Origin of the sequence: Microcoleus sp. FACHB-SPT15, assembly GCF_014849525.1 — a bacterium.
Lineage (GTDB): Bacteria > Cyanobacteriota > Cyanobacteriia > Cyanobacteriales > Coleofasciculaceae > Symplocastrum > Symplocastrum torsivum.
In genome coordinates this window covers 444631-461033 of the sequence record NZ_JACJNU010000053.1, presented here as the reverse complement: position 1 = coordinate 461033, position 16403 = coordinate 444631, and the positions used below count along the sequence as shown (strand labels likewise).

At 47.3% G+C, this 16403-nt stretch carries 16 protein-coding genes; 9 read left to right on the top strand and 7 right to left on the bottom strand.

Annotation, left to right across the window (positions count from 1 at the left end; genetic code table 11):
* Positions 1-32 precede the first annotated feature (32 nt).
* Both H6F98_RS21145 and fabG read right to left on the bottom strand, forming a co-directional pair.
* Positions 33-719, bottom strand: coding sequence for a type 1 glutamine amidotransferase domain-containing protein (locus tag H6F98_RS21145; protein ID WP_192220659.1), 687 nt, complete (start codon positions 717-719; stop codon positions 33-35).
* A 144-nt stretch (positions 720-863) separates the two neighbouring features.
* The gene (gene fabG / locus H6F98_RS21140) at positions 864-1628 is read right to left on the bottom strand and encodes a 3-oxoacyl-[acyl-carrier-protein] reductase (protein ID WP_192220658.1); all 765 of its coding nucleotides are present in this window, start codon (positions 1626-1628) and stop codon (positions 864-866) included.
* Between the two features lie 91 nt (positions 1629-1719).
* On the opposite strand from fabG, the gene trxA reads away from it, so the two are divergent.
* Entirely contained in the window at positions 1720-2037 is a 318-nt protein-coding gene (trxA, locus tag H6F98_RS21135) for a thioredoxin (protein WP_192220657.1), read from the top strand.
* Between the two features lie 23 nt (positions 2038-2060).
* On the opposite strand, the gene psb29 is transcribed toward trxA, so the two are convergent.
* The gene (psb29, locus tag H6F98_RS21130; RefSeq protein WP_192220656.1) at positions 2061-2816 is read right to left on the bottom strand and encodes a photosystem II biogenesis protein Psp29; all 756 of its coding nucleotides are present in this window, start codon (positions 2814-2816) and stop codon (positions 2061-2063) included.
* A 326-nt stretch (positions 2817-3142) separates the two neighbouring features.
* Here psb29 and H6F98_RS21125 point away from each other — a divergent pair, with 326 nt between their 5' ends.
* Positions 3143-3757: a chromophore lyase CpcT/CpeT gene (locus tag H6F98_RS21125; RefSeq protein ID WP_192220655.1), complete on the top strand. Its 615-nt coding sequence runs from the start codon at positions 3143-3145 to the stop codon at positions 3755-3757.
* Positions 3758-3915: 158 nt separating this feature from the next.
* Here the strand turns inward: H6F98_RS21125 and H6F98_RS21120 are convergent, their stop codons facing one another.
* Both H6F98_RS21120 and hemF read right to left on the bottom strand, forming a co-directional pair.
* Positions 3916-4284 (bottom strand): STAS domain-containing protein, encoded by a 369-nt coding sequence (locus H6F98_RS21120; RefSeq protein ID WP_192220654.1) that lies wholly within the window; start codon positions 4282-4284, stop codon positions 3916-3918.
* A gap of 208 nt (positions 4285-4492) precedes the next feature.
* Positions 4493-5530: an oxygen-dependent coproporphyrinogen oxidase gene (gene hemF, locus H6F98_RS21115; protein ID WP_192220653.1), complete on the bottom strand. Its 1038-nt coding sequence runs from the start codon at positions 5528-5530 to the stop codon at positions 4493-4495.
* A gap of 12 nt (positions 5531-5542) precedes the next feature.
* Here hemF and H6F98_RS21110 point away from each other — a divergent pair, with 12 nt between their 5' ends.
* The 7 genes from H6F98_RS21110 to H6F98_RS21080 all read left to right on the top strand — a co-directional run bounded on the left by H6F98_RS21110 (position 5543) and on the right by H6F98_RS21080 (position 12852).
* Positions 5543-5722 (top strand): hypothetical protein, encoded by a 180-nt coding sequence (locus H6F98_RS21110; RefSeq protein ID WP_192220652.1) that lies wholly within the window; start codon positions 5543-5545, stop codon positions 5720-5722.
* A gap of 249 nt (positions 5723-5971) precedes the next feature.
* Entirely contained in the window at positions 5972-6454 is a 483-nt protein-coding gene (locus tag H6F98_RS21105; protein WP_192220651.1) for an SRPBCC family protein, read from the top strand.
* Positions 6455-6570: 116 nt separating this feature from the next.
* The gene (locus H6F98_RS21100; protein WP_199348719.1) at positions 6571-7638 is read left to right on the top strand and encodes an Mrp/NBP35 family ATP-binding protein; all 1068 of its coding nucleotides are present in this window, start codon (positions 6571-6573) and stop codon (positions 7636-7638) included.
* A 100-nt stretch (positions 7639-7738) separates the two neighbouring features.
* Positions 7739-8992, top strand: a complete 1254-nt coding sequence (gene rodA, locus H6F98_RS21095; protein WP_192220650.1) for a rod shape-determining protein RodA — start codon at positions 7739-7741, stop codon at positions 8990-8992.
* 83 nt (positions 8993-9075) lie between these two features.
* On the top strand, positions 9076-9270 hold the full coding sequence (locus tag H6F98_RS21090; protein ID WP_192220649.1) for an NAD(P)H dehydrogenase subunit NdhS: 195 nt from the start codon (positions 9076-9078) through the stop codon (positions 9268-9270).
* Positions 9271-9313: 43 nt separating this feature from the next.
* A complete protein-coding gene (locus H6F98_RS21085; RefSeq protein WP_192220648.1) occupies positions 9314-9982 on the top strand; it encodes an HAS-barrel domain-containing protein in 669 nt (222 codons plus the stop codon).
* Positions 9983-10722: 740 nt separating this feature from the next.
* Entirely contained in the window at positions 10723-12852 is a 2130-nt protein-coding gene (locus H6F98_RS21080) for a cation:proton antiporter (protein ID WP_192220647.1), read from the top strand.
* A gap of 33 nt (positions 12853-12885) precedes the next feature.
* Here the strand turns inward: H6F98_RS21080 and H6F98_RS21075 are convergent, their stop codons facing one another.
* A complete protein-coding gene (locus tag H6F98_RS21075; RefSeq protein ID WP_192220646.1) occupies positions 12886-13383 on the bottom strand; it encodes a hypothetical protein in 498 nt (165 codons plus the stop codon).
* Positions 13384-13421: 38 nt separating this feature from the next.
* Positions 13422-16190, bottom strand: a complete 2769-nt coding sequence (locus tag H6F98_RS21070) for a valine--tRNA ligase (protein ID WP_192220645.1) — start codon at positions 16188-16190, stop codon at positions 13422-13424.
* Positions 16191-16403: the final 213 nt, after the last annotated feature.

Here is a 16403-nt window from a genome sequence, read left to right as displayed (position 1 = left end):
GTGTAGGGATTGCCCTAATCTCCCTATTTGAGTCAGCTCACACTTGTACTAACCGGATTAAGTGCTGAAACCACTGCCTGTGCAGCACTTTTGCTCGATTGAGGATTTTGACCCGTAATCAGGTTGCCATCCTGCTCAATATGGTCAGACCAGTTAGGCTGCACAACGAACTGACCACCTAGTTCACGTAGCTTAGTTTCCAGTAAGAAGGGCATCAACTGATCCAGTTCGACGGCACGTTCTTCCTCGTTGGTAAACCCAGTAATCGTTTTACCAGCAACCAGAGACGTCCCATCTGCTAGCTTTGTGCCAACAAACCCCGCCGGCCCATGACAAACGGCCGCAATCACTTTATTGGCTTCGGCAAAGGTACTCAGTAGCTTTTGTAGTTCCGCGCTTTCCGGTAGGTCAAACATTGTTCCATGTCCACCAGGGAGGAAGATGGCATCAAAATCTGCTGCCTCAAGAGAAGTGAGTGCTTTAGTATGCTGCAATACCTCTTGAGCTTCAGTCCAGTTGCTTGCTTCTTCCGTCTCGGTACTGCGTGGATCAAGTGGTGCTACTCCTCCATTTGGGCTAGCAACTGTCACCTCAAAGCCGTTGGACTTGAACTCCATGTAGGGGATAGCAAATTCTTCAAACCAGATACCAGTGGGGTGGGTGTCGTCGATGCGATCGCAATTTGTAACAACTATCAGTACTCTTTTTGGCTGGCTCATTATTCATTCCTCTCTATCGTCTTTGCAGGGGGCGATTTCACCATCATCACCCTGCTTCAACTGTAGGAGAACTTTTAACTTCAAGAGGTAGAGAGGAACGCAAAGTTACTTGTTACCCTCTGCGTTCCTAGGTATTGCCTGGAGTTAAGCCATCACCATGCCACCATCGACATTAAACACTTGCCCAGTGATGTAAGCTGCTGCTGAGTCTGCTGCCAGAAATCTCACCATGCCAGCGACTTCTTCCGGTTCCCCATAACGACCTAGAGGGATGTATTTGAGAATTTCCTCAGACTTGAGGTCATTAGTCATATCTGTAGCGATAAATCCCGGCGCTACTGCATTCACCGTGATGCCACGACTTGCCAACTCCTTCGCCACGGTTTTGGTAAACCCAATCACACCCGCCTTGGCAGCACTGTAATTTGCCTGACCTGGATTTCCCATCTGCCCTGCTACTGAGGCAATATTGATAATGCGACCGGAACGTTGCTTGAGCATCCCTTTACTGACAGCTTTTGTACATAAAAAAACGCCAGTCAGATTTAGGTCAATCACCGCCTGCCAATCTTCTGGTTTCATCCGCAGTAGTAGAGTATCGCGGGTGATGCCAGCATTATTGACCAGTACATCAACACGACCAAACTTTTCTAACGTGGTACTTAAAAGGGCATCTACTTGTTCAACTTTAGAGACATCGGCTTGAGCGGTAATAGCATTTCCCCCAGCTTCAGTGATTGCCGCCACGACTTCTTCAGCCGCATTACTAGAACTGGCGTAATTCACCACAACATTAGCTCCCTCAGATGCCAAGGCTAAAGCGACAGCACGACCAATTCCTCGCGATGCCCCTGTGACAATTGCAACGCGATCGCGTAACCGTTGCGAAGCTATTTCTAATGCTTCCATCAAAAATTCCCCTTAAACTGTTTGTCTAATTCAGCTCCAAAAATTTTGCACTAGAATCGAGCAGAAAGCCTAAAACAGGGGTTTATTTTTTATGGCAGTTAAAAAGCAGTTCAGTAGCTTCCAAGACCTGCTCTCAGGCTCCGATGTCCCGGTATTGGTAGATTTTTATGCGACTTGGTGTGGGCCTTGTCAGATGATGAGTCCAATCTTGGAGAACGTGAACACTCAACTAAAGGGTCGTTTACAAGTTGTAAAAATTGATACAGATAAATATCCCCATCTAGCCTCTCAATACCAAATTCACGCTTTGCCTACGTTGGTACTCTTCAAAAATGCCCAGCCAGTAGAGCGCATTGAAGGCGTTCTGCCAGCCGAGCAACTTGTCCAACGATTACAATCCTTGGTTTAAATCAGCATTCAGGAAATCAAGGATTAAGATGCCTCAGAAGAGGGAGCTTCATCTTTAGGAGTATCCGACGGTTGAGTAGACTCACCGCTTGGAGGAGTAGCTGTTTTATTCATATCCTGGGCACGCTGTTCCCGTTTTTTCCGCTCAGCCTTGATGGCATCTTCCATCACAATGCGTGCCTGAGCCATTTTTTCTAGGTTGCTGCGGTACAACTCCAAGTCTTTTTGCAGTTTGTCATCTTGGAGGTGCAGCGTCTCGCTGATTTGCTTGAGTGCCTCAGTACGTTGCTTCTCGTCATTAACAAACTCTGTGTCAGCTTGTTCGAGTAGCGTATAAATACCAATCGCAAATAAGCGGCTGTACTTAAATTTTGGGTTATCTGAAATCGCAGCAACAGTGCTGTACAAGTCCCCAGCATCATGGGGAGTGGGTAAACTAAACCAGGAGACTAAGTCTCTCCCAGATAAACGCCCCGCTATGGTTTTGAGCTGTTCAGCATCCTGCTTGTATTGCTGCGGATTACCCTCGACTGCCTGACAGATAGCATCAAAAATTGATTCCTTATCTCGTTCTGGTCGATAGCCTTGCATGAATCGATCAAAGGAGGTTACGACACCCAAGGCATAGATGGGATCGTATTTAAAATCAGTATTGACGGATAGCAAATGCATCTCTACCATTAATTCTTCTACCACTCGTCGATAAATCGAGTTAATGGGACGGGTGTGATGGTTGTAAAAATCTCGTTTAGTATCCGAGACTGTGCGAACGTTATTCACAAAGCAGACTTGAAGGGGGACGTATGACCATTGTCTCGCTTATGGACACGTTTGCCAAGGCACGATCCCAGAACAGGACTTATAAGTTATGAGTTAGGAGTGGTGAATTACAAGGTAGACACCCCTGAACACGAGTACACAAACATTGCGATGAAAATCCCTCTCCCTTCTCCCCTACCACCTATAGCAATCAGCAGTCAGCTTTCAGCGGTCAGCTTTGGGTCAATTAGGCTCACTTAAGCAGGAACGCTCTTCTCCCGTTAATGTCCTAACATTCGTGGCTACTGCTATAACACTTAACACCTAACACCTATTTTCAGATTAGTATGAGCCTTTCCTCTGAGCTAGTTACCCTAGCAAAATATATGGCTGGCGAATTTGATAATCAACAACAAGCGCTCGGAGAACCCGCTTGGTATGTTCATCTTCGCCTCTGGCAGCGACCTGTTCCCTTATTTTCTGAAGACAGCCTGACTCTATTTGCAGAACAAGCCAATATCGTCAATTTAGATAAGCCATACCGTCCGCGTATCCTACGTCTACAGCACAGCGAGACAACACCAGACTCGTTGCAGGTACAGTACTACATGCTCAAAGATTTAGAAGCCATCCGAGGTGCTGGTCGTAAGCCAGAGTTATTAAAACAACTGACTCCTGAACAGATAGAGTTCCTACCTGGCTGTAGTCTTACCGTTAAGTCGCGCCAAGTTAGCCCAAATTCCTATGAGTTCTCAGCAACTTCAGCAACAGGTAAACCTTGTAGCTTTAGCTATCAAGGTAACAATTACCAGGTTTCCTTAGGATTTGAGGCAACAGCAGAAGAATTCCGCAGCTACGACAAAGGCATTGACACAATAACAGGAAAAGCGATTTGGGGAGCCTTGCTCGGCCCATTTCGCTTTACAAAACGTCAGGATTTTGCTACCGAATTAGTAATTTAACTGAACTCAAGGCGGGAGCTTAGAGACTGGGGACTAGAAGAGGCTAGGACTATCTGACAAAACTAGAAACTACGAACAAAAGCCATAATTCATAAATCAAAACCAGACACCTATAAAAAAATCTCTTCTCCAGCCACTAATCCCCAATCCCTAATCCCTTAAGTTGGCATACTTCGAGGCACACCTTCCAACGCTTCTTTTTCAGTTTCAAAAATTTCAAACACTGAGTCCATCATGGTGACTTCAAACACCAATTTGGCTTCAGGATGAACATTACAAATACGGAAGCTACCTTTAACTTTGTCAGCATCTCGCATTCCAGCCACCAAGGATGTCAAACCTGAACTGTCAATAAAATTAACCTGACTTAAATTGACAACCACATGGCGGCTGAGTTTAGAGATACACTCTTGCAACTTCAGACGAAATTGCCAAGCTGTGGTAATGTCTAGGCGCCCAATCGGTGCCAAAACAATAATGGTCGTACCATCCTGTGTCGTGTGCGTTTTCTGCTCTATATGAATCACGGATACCTCCTTGCCGTGGCAGCGTTGCGGTTGCGATTTGGGTGCATCAATTAAACCTTAAACACTTTATCCAAACAACAAGCACCCTGGTTGCGCCCATGCAGCTACTCACCTCAAGTAGTTTAACTCAGATATCTTTAAGGCAAGGCAGAAGACACCGGGATAAATCCCTTCTGCCTTCAGCCTTCTGTCCTCTGCCTTTCTTGGTTCATGAGGTAGCAGGCATCCAGTTAGCCCAGTCCTGTGGCTTGAGGAATGTATTGTATAAGTCAGCTTCGGGTGTATTCGGTTCCGGTTGGTAACCATATTCCCAACGAACTAAAGGCGGTAGAGACATCAGAATTGACTCAGTACGCCCGTTCGTTTGCAGACCAAAAATTGTCCCCCGGTCGTAGACCAAATTAAACTCTACATAGCGTCCCCGTCGATAGAGTTGAAAATCGCGTTCCCTCTCACCATGCTCTATGCCTCGACGCCGCTCAACAATTGGTAAATATGCAGGTAAAAACGACTTACCGCACTGCTGTACAAAAGCAAAGACATCCTCCCAACCGCGAGGCTCCAAAGCCCTGATTTCGTTACTATAAGCTGCTGCTGATCCATCTGAGTGAGGGCCGCGATACAGTGCGCCTGTGCCATCCTGATAGTCGAAAAACAGTCCACCAACACCCCGCGTTTCTTGACGATGTTTTAGATAGAAGTATTCATCGCACCAAAGCTTGAAAACGGGATAATACTCTGGGTGATGAGCATCACAAGCGGCTTTGAGGGTGCGGTGGAAATGAGCCGCATCTTCGGCAAAGGGATAATACGGTGTCAAATCCGCCCCGCCACCGAACCACCAAACGGGCCCAGCCTCAAAGTAGCGGTAATTTAGGTGAACTGTGGGGATATAGGGATTGCGGGGGTGCAACACCATTGAGGTGCCAGTGGCAAAAAATCCGTGTCCCGCTGCTTCTGGGCGTTGCGTCAGAATTGAGGGCGGTAGCTGGCTACCCCAAACTTCAGAAAAGTTTACTCCACCCTGCTCAAACACAGCACCATCACGGATGACACGGGAACGACCGCCGCCGCCTTCTTCCCGTTCCCAAACATCTTCCTTAAAAGCGCCAGCACCATCCATTTGAGCAAGTGCATCACAAATATTGTCTTGCAGGTTTTGCATAAACTGCTTAACTCTTTCTCTAGAGTCAGCAGTCGGTAAAGAATTGGTGTTGCTCGTTGCGTCTGTCTTAAAAGCTGTCATAATCTCAATTCAATGTCGTTCATCCAAAAGCGGCTTGTCGCCGCTGGGCATCTGGAACCGTTCAAAGCGGTAAAGCTGTTTTCTCTAATCAGGGCAATGCTTTTAAAAGCATCTGTCTTGATCAGGTTAGCAACAGCCAATCAGCTTGGAAAGTTGTCGGGATGTAGTCCAGCAGGTGGCGATCGCGTCTAAGAACACAGTATTGATCAGGGTTTCTCAAAAACCTTCTGTGACCAAAATATAAGACAAAAATTCACATTAGGAGTATCACTGCACTTTACTTAGACTATCTCGAATCGGTTCGATCACAAGCACTAACTAATCGCCAGACCTTAATTGTTATTTCAAGAGTTGCGACTATATCCTAAATAGAGGGATTTGACCCGCAACACATTACCTACAATCAAAAGTTTGCCTGAACGTCGCTGCCGGAGGCGTGTTGTGATTCTTAATTTTTCCTTCAAGTTAATCGCCGGTCGAGGAGGCATTTGGTGCAAGTTTACGTTTTTCCGGACTTATCGCGCCTTGAGTACTGCGCCAGTGGACGTACTCTGGCAAAAGTTGATTAACTTAGCTGATATTTCCTGGAATCCTCTGTTATCTAGCACTAATGCTCCTAGGGGGTTAATCGCTAAGCCAGGTTTGATTTATCAGGTAGTAACTCGCTTGATACCGATTCCTGTGCAAATTTTTGTTGAGCGCGTCCGACCCGGTGAGCTACTCAGTGTCCGCTTTCTAGCAATTCCTGGCGTTGAAAAAGTAGTAACTTACCAGGTTGAGTCTACGGTTTGCGGCACCTATGTCTCCTATTCGGTGACGCTGCGCGGTTGGTTATCCCCGTTTATCTGGTGGCTAATTCGTCCCTACGCGGCGCGTGTTGCCTCAGAATTAGCGCAAGCCGCAGAGCAGGTTGCGGCTCTATAATCCCGGCTTGGCTAAACACTGCTCTAGAATGCAGCAGCAACCTATTAAGATCTATGAAGAATCCCTAAAGAAGTTGCCTTAGTCTAAATGATTCAGGCAAGGAAAGAGAAAGTATTATGCTCGATGCTAGTTCAGTTCTAGAAGTCCTACGACCCGTACAAGACCCCGAACTCCGCAAGAGTTTGGTGGAATTGAATATGATTCGGAATGTCAAAATTGACAACGGCGCTGTTAGTTTTACCTTGGTGTTGACAACCCCAGCTTGCCCGTTGCGAGAGTTTATTGTTGAGGATTGTCAGAAGGCAGTAAAGCAGCTACCTGGTGTTGAAAAGGTTGTCGTAGATGTCACAGCGGAGACTCCTCAGCAAAAATCGCTACCCGATCGCACCGGGATCGCTGGGGTGAAAAATATTTTGGCAATTTCCAGTGGAAAGGGTGGTGTTGGCAAGAGTACAGTAGCAGTGAATGTTGCCGTAGCGTTAGCACAGTTAGGTTCAAAAGTCGGTCTCATTGATGCCGATATTTATGGCCCAAATGCTCCAACCATGCTGGGGTTAGAGAAAGCCAAGGTGATGGTGCATCAAGGGGAAGAGGGAGAAATATTGGAACCCACGTTTAACCACGGTGTCAAGTTAGTTTCAATGGGCTTTTTGATCGACCCAGATCAGCCAGTAATTTGGCGAGGACCAATGTTAAACGGGATTATTCGCCGCTTTCTCTACCAGGTAGAATGGGGCGAATTAGACTATTTAATTGTGGATATGCCGCCCGGAACTGGCGATGCTCAGCTAACCTTGGCACAGGCGGTACCGATGGCAGGTGCTGTCATTGTGACAACACCCCAAACTGTGGCGCTACTTGACTCCCGTCGAGGGTTGAAGATGTTCCAGCAACTGGGAGTACCTGTGTTAGGAATTGTGGAAAATATGAGCTATTTCATCCCGCCAGATCTACCAGAACGTCAGTATGACTTATTTGGCTCTGGAGGGGGTGAGAAGACGGCGAAGGAACTGGGTATTCCTTTACTCGGTTGTATCCCCTTAGAGATTTCTCTACGGCAGGGAGGGGATTCGGGAGTGCCGATTGTCGCTGGCGATCCAGAATCGGCATCTGCGAAAGCGTTAGTTGCGATCGCGCAGCAAATTGCTGCTAAAGTCTCAGTTGCCGCCCTCAGCAGCAGGTAGTGCTGACTTTTTTGTCTTTTGGTACAAAATTTTTTTTCAAACTTCCTGAACATCACACCTTACCAAAGCTAATTGCTAACAAGGATTACAACAACTTGATATGTTGCAAAAGTCACTAATCGGTATTCGCTGGAAGTCTCTATTTGGGTCTTGGCAAGAATTGGACTGGCAGTTAATGATATTGACTATCGGTCTAACCTTCCTTGGCGGAGTGATGATTCGCAGTGCTGAACTGAACGAGGGGCTGACCGATTGGTGGTGGCATTGGATTGTTGGCGGGATTGGACTAACCATAGCGCTGTTCATTGCGCGATCGCGTTATGAGGCTCTCATGCAATGGTATTGGGTTGTGTATGGCGCTACAGTTGCCTCCCTGATAGCGGTGATGTTCATTGGTAGTGATGCCAATGGCGCTCAACGATGGATTCCAATCTTTGGCTTCAATGTCCAACCCTCTGAATTTGCAAAAATTGGGTTAATCATCACCCTGGCGGCAATTTTGCACTCGGAACCTGCTTCAACCTTGAGCGCCGTTTTCAGAGTCTTAGCTGTTGCAGGAGTTCCCTGGATTTTTGTATTCTTGGAGCCTAACTTGGGAACCTCCCTAGTGTTTGGCTCAATTACTCTAGGGATGCTCTACTGGGGTAATGCGAATCCAGGCTGGCTGCTACTACTGGCTTCCCCTGTTGTCTCAGCAATCCTATTTAGTATATTATTGCCGGCTTGGTTTGTCTGGGTCGCTGCGATGGTCGTCATTGGCTGGCATACTCTACCTTGGCCGTTGTTGGGAGCGTTCGGCGCTTTGGTCGTGAATGCCATTTCAGGCGGTTTAGGGCACCTCTTGTGGGGTCTTCTGAAGGATTATCAAAAAAACCGTCTAATTCTCTTTTTAGACCCTGATAAAGACCCCTTGGGGGGAGGGTACCACCTAATACAGTCTCGAATTGCGATCGGGGCAGGTGAACTCTGGGGTAGAGGACTTCATCAAGGAACCCAAACCCAACTCCAGTTTATTCCTGAACAACACACTGACTTTATCTTCTCAGCGATTGGTGAAGAACTCGGCTTTGTTGGGGGGTTGTGTGTTCTTTTGGCTTTTTGGTTCCTGTGTCTGCGCTTAGTAATCATTGCTCAGAATGCTAAAGACAACTTTGGTTCTTTAATTGCGATCGGAGTCCTCTCAATGATCGTGTTTCAGACAGTGGTTAATATTGGCATGAACATTGGCTTAGCGCCCATTACAGGGATTCCACTTCCCCTGTTGAGTTATGGTCGCTCGGCATTACTGGCGAACTTTATTGGCATCGGGCTTGTGGAGTCGGTTGCTAATCACCGACATCGATTGAAGTTTTAGTCATTAGTGCATCGTCTTTACTAATGACCAATGACTACTAACTCCTAGTAAGCTATTAGGTACAAACTCAGTTGTAGGGACTCATGATTCTTCCAGGTTCAATTGTTCGTGTGGTCAATCCCAATGACATTTACTATCACTTTCAGGGACTAGTCCAACGTGTTAGTGATGGCAAAGCGGCTGTTCTATTTGAAGGCGGTAACTGGGACAAACTCATAACATTCCAACTGTCCGAACTCGAAGCCGTTGAGCCAAAAGTTGCGAAGAAAGGTAAATAGTCATTCGTCATTAGCACAAGACAACTGACAACTAACTAAGTGTATGCGTCTTCCTTTACCCCAGTTTGCAGTTGGCGATCGCCCCGATAATCACATTGCTGAGGTGATCGAAACGACGACGACAGAATTTCTTGCCCAGTGTTTGGAGCCAGAAGACTTGAGCTTTCCCGTCATGCCGCCCTTCGGTAGTTGGGTAAGGTCGGTTGATGAAGAATCGGGGAATCAAGTTTTGGCAGTGGTTTACTATGCAACCACTAGCCCAATTGATTCTGTTCATCGAGCCAGAGCGCTGGGGTTGTCTCTGGAAGACTTACGGGAGCAACAGCCCCAAATTTTTGCCATGCTCAAAACAGAGTTCCGCGCTGCTATTGTCGGTTTTCAGCCCCCCTTTCAAGGAGCAAATGGCTCAAAGCATACAGGTGGACCTGTTTATCAGTATCTTCCCCCCCGTCCGCCGCAAATTCATCAAGCTGTCTATCAGTGTGACCCTGGAGAAATTGTTCACTTTAGCGAACAGTTAGACTTTTTACGAACACTTCTGCAAGTCAATGGCGCACCTGTAGAGGCACTGACAGCCGCAGCGATTCGAGAAGTATATCAATTACGCAAAGCAGATCGGGAGTGGTTAGTGAAAGCAGGGCGTACATTGAGTGTGCTGCTGAAGGACGATTATGACCGCTTACGGTATATATTGAGTCAACTTCACTGGTAAGCTATTGTGTATCGACTCTGGTATTTAAAACACAATTTTTTATTAACGCTTTTTAGGTAAAAGCGAAAGAGTGAAAAGGTTGGTATTAAATATCGTTTCGCTCTTTACCCTCACCCTATTAACTAATGAGTTCCTCTTGCAAGCTAAGTCTACAAACTTAGAGAGGATTTGTCTTTAAATTAAATCCCTCTAGGGATAGTATTTCTACTTATTAAAATTTGTTTAACTTTACAGTGACCGATTCTAGAAAATTTCGTAACTGTAAGGTTTAAGCCTTGATACAAGGTTAATGAGCCAAAAAACTTTTGAATCAAGGACTAGGAACAGTTGACCCAATCTGAGACAACCATTACTTGTTTGATTCCTAGCTTAGTCAATCAGGACACAAGCTGTGCTAAGGTTTTCTTACCAGAGTCAGTTAGCGAGCGCCTAAACAAAAGCAAGACTCTAAAAGGCACTCAGCTCAAGCCTCGTCTAAAATTCTTCTTCCATTTCTTGACTCTTAACTCCTGTGTTATTAGTTCTTAATCAAGGTTAATGACTAATAACTAATGAAGACAAACGATAGCTAAAAAAAGCGTCGCGTTATTTTTTTACGATTCTAAGGTAACTTAGTCACTTAATTTACCAAGACACAGCTAAGGTCGTGCCTTCCCTTGAACGATTTACCTGAGGTTGGCTTACCCCAACGCACCTCACTTCAAACTTTCTACTGCATAATCCCATCCTACTGACATCCCATGGAATCTTTTTCCGAAGTTTTAAAGGAGCCTATTGTCCCGTTTGCCATTTTGCTCGTAGTCATCTTGGCAGTACCTCCTATCTTTGAGCGGTTCCGAGTGCCTGGAATTGTCGGGCTTTTGGCGGCAGGTGTGCTGCTGGGTTCCAATGGTTTGCAGGTGCTTGAAAATGAATCAGAGACGATGTCTCTGCTATCGGATATCGGGTTAGTTTACCTGATGTTCGTTGCGGGCTTAGAAGTGGACATGGAGCAGTTCCGCCGCACGAGGAATCGCTCAATGGGGTATGGTAGCTTCACCTTCGCAGTCCCGCTAATCATGGGAACGTTGGTAGGGCGTCTGTTTAACTTTGACTGGAATGCTTCAGTCTTAATTGGTTCCCTGTTTGCCTCCCATACGCTATTGGCATATCCCATCGTCAGACGCTTGGGTGTTGTCAACAACGAAGCCGTGACAGTCACTATTGGGGCAACCATTTTCACCGACATTGGCTCTCTTTTAGTCCTTGCTGTTTGTATTGCTATTAGTAAAGGGGAATTTTCAGCGCTACGGCTGGCAATCCTGCTGGGTTCCTTGGCTGTCTACTCAGTTGCGATCCTAGTCGGCGTTGACAAGTTGGGAAGAGAATTTTTTCGTCGCTCTAGAGACGACCAAGGTAACCAATTTTTGTTTGTACTGCTGGCGTTGTTTTTAGCATCAGTGGGAGCGCAGCTAATTGGTGTAGAAAAAATTATTGGTGCGTTTCTCGCAGGTCTCGCAGTGAATGACGTTGTGGGTCATGGACCAGTCAAGGAAAAAGTCGAGTTTGTTGGCAGCGTACTATTTATCCCGATCTTTTTCGTTGACTTAGGCTTGCTGGTTGATATCCCCGCGTTTGTCAAAAGCCTTAGCACCATTTGGCTGACTGTCGCGATTGTCGTGGGTTTGATTGTTAGCAAACTTTTAGCCGCAGTTCTTGCCAAGTTGGTCTACCGCTACAACTTCGTAGAGATGATGACAATGTGGTCATTGTCGATGCCGCAGGTCGGTGCGACACTGGCAGCAACATTGGTCGGTTACCGGGCGGGAGTGCTTGATGAAGGGGTTTTAAATAGTGTGATTGTCTTAATGCTAGTGACTTCTACACTTGGCCCCGTTCTGACAGCGCGATTTGCCCCTCAACTACAGACAGTAGGAACAGATTTTCAAGACGATACCTCTTCAGATGAGAGGACACCAGAAGCAGTCGAGGAAAAGGGTGAGTTCACGGTGGTAGTGCCAGTTTATAATCCTCAAACTGAGCGGTACTTAATTGAAATGGCAACATTGCTGGCGCGACACGAAGGCGGTCGAATTGTACCACTTGCGATCGCACAGGCGCACGCTCGCATGGACTCTCCAGAAATGCAAGCGGCTATCCGAAGAAGTCAGCTATTGCTTGACCAGGCAAAAGACCTGAGTCGTGACTTGGGAGTAGAAGCGTCACCGCAACTGCGAATTGAGTACAACGTTGCTCAAGGCATTAGCCATGCTAGCCGAGAACAAAATGCCAGTATGATTGTGCTGGGTTTGAGTAACCGGAGTGGGTTCAGGGCACGTTTGTTTGGTAGCGTCACAGACTCAGTTCTCTGGGGAACTCACTGTCTGGTAGCGGTGACGCGCCTTTTAGATTCACCACTTTCTATCCAGCGTATCCTGGTGCCAGTGGAAAACTTAACAACTCCCGCCCTGCGTCCAGCGCGGTTCGCCCAGATTCTCGCTAGCGCTAATCAAGCGCAGGTGACGTTGCTCCATGTCTGTAGCCCAAGAACCTCACCCAGCAAAATTGCCTGGACACGCTCTCAACTAGAGCTGATGGTTTCTAAAGTATCGCCTCAAGGTTCACAAATAGAGGTTCAAATCAAGCCTCATGAGAATGTGACACAAGCGATTCTGAATGCGTCCCAATCTCATGATTTGGTTGTATTGCGATCGCAAAGACGTCAGCAGGGTGGCAATGGATTAACAGTTGGCGAAGTCACGACTCCGTTACTGCAACAACTGACTTGCTCGATTGTCATGTTAGGCGAACCACAGGGCACCTCGACGAGTGTTTTTTCCCCTAGCTCACCCAAACAGGTAGAAATGAGGAAGAGTAAGCGGCAGGTATAGGCACTAACGTGTCGCCTCTACTTACGATTCCTCTCAATCAGTGTCTTTAGAACCCGTGTCCTCAGCGTCGGGACTCTCTGAATCTGCTTTGTTTTTCAACTGTGCAGCTAGCGCGTCTAGCTGCTGCTTTTCCCGTTTTAAATCTTCTTCCAGGGTTTGAATTTGTTCGCGACGAGCTTCCATTTCTAGATGGCGGCGAGTCAAATCCTGACTTTGCAGGGTGAGGTCTTGCCGCCATTGTTCAGTGCGTTCCGCTTCTTCCTGTAGGAATGTTGGAGTAACGCCAGTACTTAGGTACTGCTCTACCAGATCCAACACCCAGTCGTTGGCATGTTGAATACTTAGAACCTCTTGGTTCTCAGAAAGCTCGACCAAAACCAACAAACCTTCATTCAGGAGGTGGCTGTTGGGTAGGGGAATGTCTTCTGGACTAATGACTGTCCAGGAATTCTCAGACTGTTGGCGGGCCAGCAATCTCAGTTCCACCCCGCCTACACTCTCATTCTTTTGCACTTTGGCCAGGTGTAGCATTGCCTGTTGGTTGTTGGTTATTAGTGGTTAGAAACTATTCAAGATTCTGTTGCAATTTGATTGAGGCGCGATCGCAAAATTTCCGCTTGCTTTTCGGCCTCCGCCAACGCTTCCTTCGCACCCTGTACGACTTCTGCTGGAGCTTTGCTAACAAAGTTTTGATTGGCTAGACGCCCAGAAAGAGCTTTGATTTCCGCTTCCACTTTCGCTAAATCTTTCTTTAACTTAGCAGAGAGGGCATCTACATCTACAACGCCAGCGAGGGGCATCAGGACTTGGATCGTGCCGACGACACCCGCCATCGTTCTTTTGAGTTCTCCTGATTCTGGGGTAATTGTCAATGCCTCCACCTTGGCTAAGTCTTGAATATATGACTGACCCGCTTCAAGGATTTGGCGTTCCAGATCACTCCCACTTTGCAGAATAACAGACACCTTCACCCCTGGCTTCACATCTGCCTCAGCCCGAAGGTTGCGGATTGTGCGAATTGTACCAATGAGCAGCTCAAACTGTTGCTCCAGTTCTGGATCAATTAGCTGAGAGTTGATTTCAGGATAAGGTTGAACAGCGAGGGAATCCTCCGTTGTTTGGGTGAGTGTATGCCAGATTTCTTCAGTAATATGCGGCATGAATGGGTGGAGCAATTTCAGAATGCCTTCTAGTACATAGGCAAGGGTTGCTTGAGCAATCTGCCGAGATTGGGACGTGGCATCTTCACGTAATTGTGATTTAACTAGTTCAATATACCAGTCACAGAAGTCACCCCAGATGAAGTCGTAGAGTCCCTTCGCCGCTTCACCTAAACCAAAGGCATCCAGATAATCACTCGTTTGACGCACCACTTGATGAAAGCGCGAGAGAATCCAGCGAGACGCTTGAAGACTCGCTGACGCTTTGCCATCACTTAATTCCAGATTTCCTTGCAAGGATGGGTTCCCTAGCATTTGCGGCGTTTTGCCATCCAGATTCATCATCACAAACCGGGCAGCATTCCACAGTTTATTGCCAAAATTCCGGGATGCCTGCACTGATGCCGACTCTTGAGTTGTGCGATCGTATTCCAAACGGATATCTTGACCCGCACCTGCCACTTCCCTGATTAAGGTGTAGCGCAGAGAATCTGTGCCGTATTTGTCAATCAACAGCAGGGGATCGATCCCATTATTTGCCGACTTAGACATTTTTTTGCCGTTCTCATCCAGCACCAGTCCATGAATATAAACATTCTGGAATGGCATCTGCCCTGTGAAGTGTCCTGCCATCATCGTCATCCGGGCAACCCAGAAGAAGATAATGTCAAAACCCGTAACTAATGTAGTGGTCGGGTAGTAAGTCGCTAAATCCTGAGTTTGTTCCGGCCAACCCATGGTTGAAAACGGCCACAGTCCCGACGAGAACCAGGTATCGAGAACATCTGGGTCTTGCTCTAGCTTGACATCACTACCAAATTGTGAAATTGCTTTTTCCCGTGCTTCTTGCTCAGTCTTTGCCACCACAAACGGAGTTGAGTCAGTAATTTGTCCCCCCGTCTCACTGACTGCATACCAAGCTGGGATTTGGTGTCCCCACCAGAGTTGCCGCGAGATGCACCAGTCTGTCAGCTTTACCAGCCAATCGCGATAAACCTTCGTCCACCGTTGAGGCACAAATACGGGTGAATTCTGCTCGTCGAGGGATTCTAACGTGCGGTCAGCGAGGGGACGAATTTTGACAAACCATTGAGTTGATAGGAGGGGTTCGACGGGGACTTTTCCGCGATCGCTATAGGGCACGGTATGCTTGTAATCCTCTACCTTCACCAAGAAGCCCTCGGCATCTAGCTGCTGCACCACATTCTTCCGGGCTTCAAAACGGTCTTGCCCTTGGAACGTCCCGGCATTCTCGTTTAACGTGCCGTCCTTATTCATAATGTTGATGAACGGCAGCTTGTGACGTTGACCCATCTCAAAGTCATTCGGGTCATGGGCAGGTGTCACCTTCACACAACCTGTCCCAAACGCTGGGTCAACTAACTCATCGGCAATAATCGGGATTTCTCGCCCCATCAGTGGCAACGTCAGCGTCTTACCAATTAGGTGTTGATATCGCTCATCTTGAGGATTAACAGCAACTGCCGTATCTCCTAGCATTGTCTCCGGTCGAGTGGTTGCCACTTCCACATAACCACTGCCATCTGTGAGGGGGTAGCGGAAGTGCCAAAGATTGCCCTCTACTTCCTTGCTTTCCACCTCTAAATCTGAGACAGCAGACTGAGTGGCAGGACACCAGTTGACTAGGTACTCGCCTCGATAAATCAGCCCTTCTTCATGCAGTTGGACAAAGGCTTCCAGCACCGCTTTGGATAAGCCTTCATCCATCGTGAACCGTTCCCGCGACCAATCGACCGACAAACCCAAGCGTCGTAGTTGTCCAACAATCGTACCCCCAGATTTTTCTTTCCACTGCCAAGCACGAGTAAGATAGTCCTCGCGTCCCAAGTCCTTGCGAGTTTTGCCCTCTTCTTTCAGTTGCCTATCCAGAATCGTAGATACGGCAATGCTGGCGTGGTCGGTTCCGGGTAGCCACAGAGTATTACGCCCTTTCATCCGGTGGTAGCGGATGAGGGTATCAATCAGGGCATGTTCAAAGGCGTGACCCATATGCAAGCTGCCAGTCACGTTGGGCGGCGGAATCACAATGGAGTAGGGTTCGCCGTCGTGATTGGGATCAGCTTTAAAGATTTGGTGTTCTTCCCAGAACTTTTGCCATTTAGCTTCCGTAGCCGTAGGGTCGTATTGAGTTTGCAGGTTGGGCGTTGTTGCGGTCATGCAGGGAACAATAAAAGAGGACGAGCTTACCTAAATTTTGCCATAGGGGAGGAGAGCCTTTGATGAGAATGAACCCCAGAGGCGAATAGAGAAGAGATTAAGAGAAGTATGGCAGCGATCGCCAATCATTACCAGATTGTTAATTCAGTCGCTTTTTGGGTTCGCTGATGTTGTCATGTTGGCGGTCAAGAAACAGTTTAGCTGAGGCGATCG

Coding starts and splice junctions, on each gene's coding strand:
- H6F98_RS21125 (WP_192220655.1), top strand. CDS start 3,143: ATGAGCCTTTCCTCTGAGCTAGTTACCCTAGCAAAATATATGGCTGGC.
- hemF (WP_192220653.1), bottom strand. CDS start 5,530: ATGACAGCTTTTAAGACAGACGCAACGAGCAACACCAATTCTTTACCG.
- H6F98_RS21090 (WP_192220649.1), top strand. CDS start 9,076: ATGATTCTTCCAGGTTCAATTGTTCGTGTGGTCAATCCCAATGACATT.
- H6F98_RS21100 (WP_199348719.1), top strand. CDS start 6,571: ATGCTCGATGCTAGTTCAGTTCTAGAAGTCCTACGACCCGTACAAGAC.
- fabG (WP_192220658.1), bottom strand. CDS start 1,628: ATGGAAGCATTAGAAATAGCTTCGCAACGGTTACGCGATCGCGTTGCA.
- H6F98_RS21080 (WP_192220647.1), top strand. CDS start 10,723: ATGGAATCTTTTTCCGAAGTTTTAAAGGAGCCTATTGTCCCGTTTGCC.
- H6F98_RS21085 (WP_192220648.1), top strand. CDS start 9,314: ATGCGTCTTCCTTTACCCCAGTTTGCAGTTGGCGATCGCCCCGATAAT.
- H6F98_RS21075 (WP_192220646.1), bottom strand. CDS start 13,383: ATGCTACACCTGGCCAAAGTGCAAAAGAATGAGAGTGTAGGCGGGGTG.
- H6F98_RS21110 (WP_192220652.1), top strand. CDS start 5,543: ATGTCGTTCATCCAAAAGCGGCTTGTCGCCGCTGGGCATCTGGAACCG.
- trxA (WP_192220657.1), top strand. CDS start 1,720: ATGGCAGTTAAAAAGCAGTTCAGTAGCTTCCAAGACCTGCTCTCAGGC.
- H6F98_RS21070 (WP_192220645.1), bottom strand. CDS start 16,190: ATGACCGCAACAACGCCCAACCTGCAAACTCAATACGACCCTACGGCT.
- rodA (WP_192220650.1), top strand. CDS start 7,739: ATGTTGCAAAAGTCACTAATCGGTATTCGCTGGAAGTCTCTATTTGGG.
- H6F98_RS21145 (WP_192220659.1), bottom strand. CDS start 719: ATGAGCCAGCCAAAAAGAGTACTGATAGTTGTTACAAATTGCGATCGC.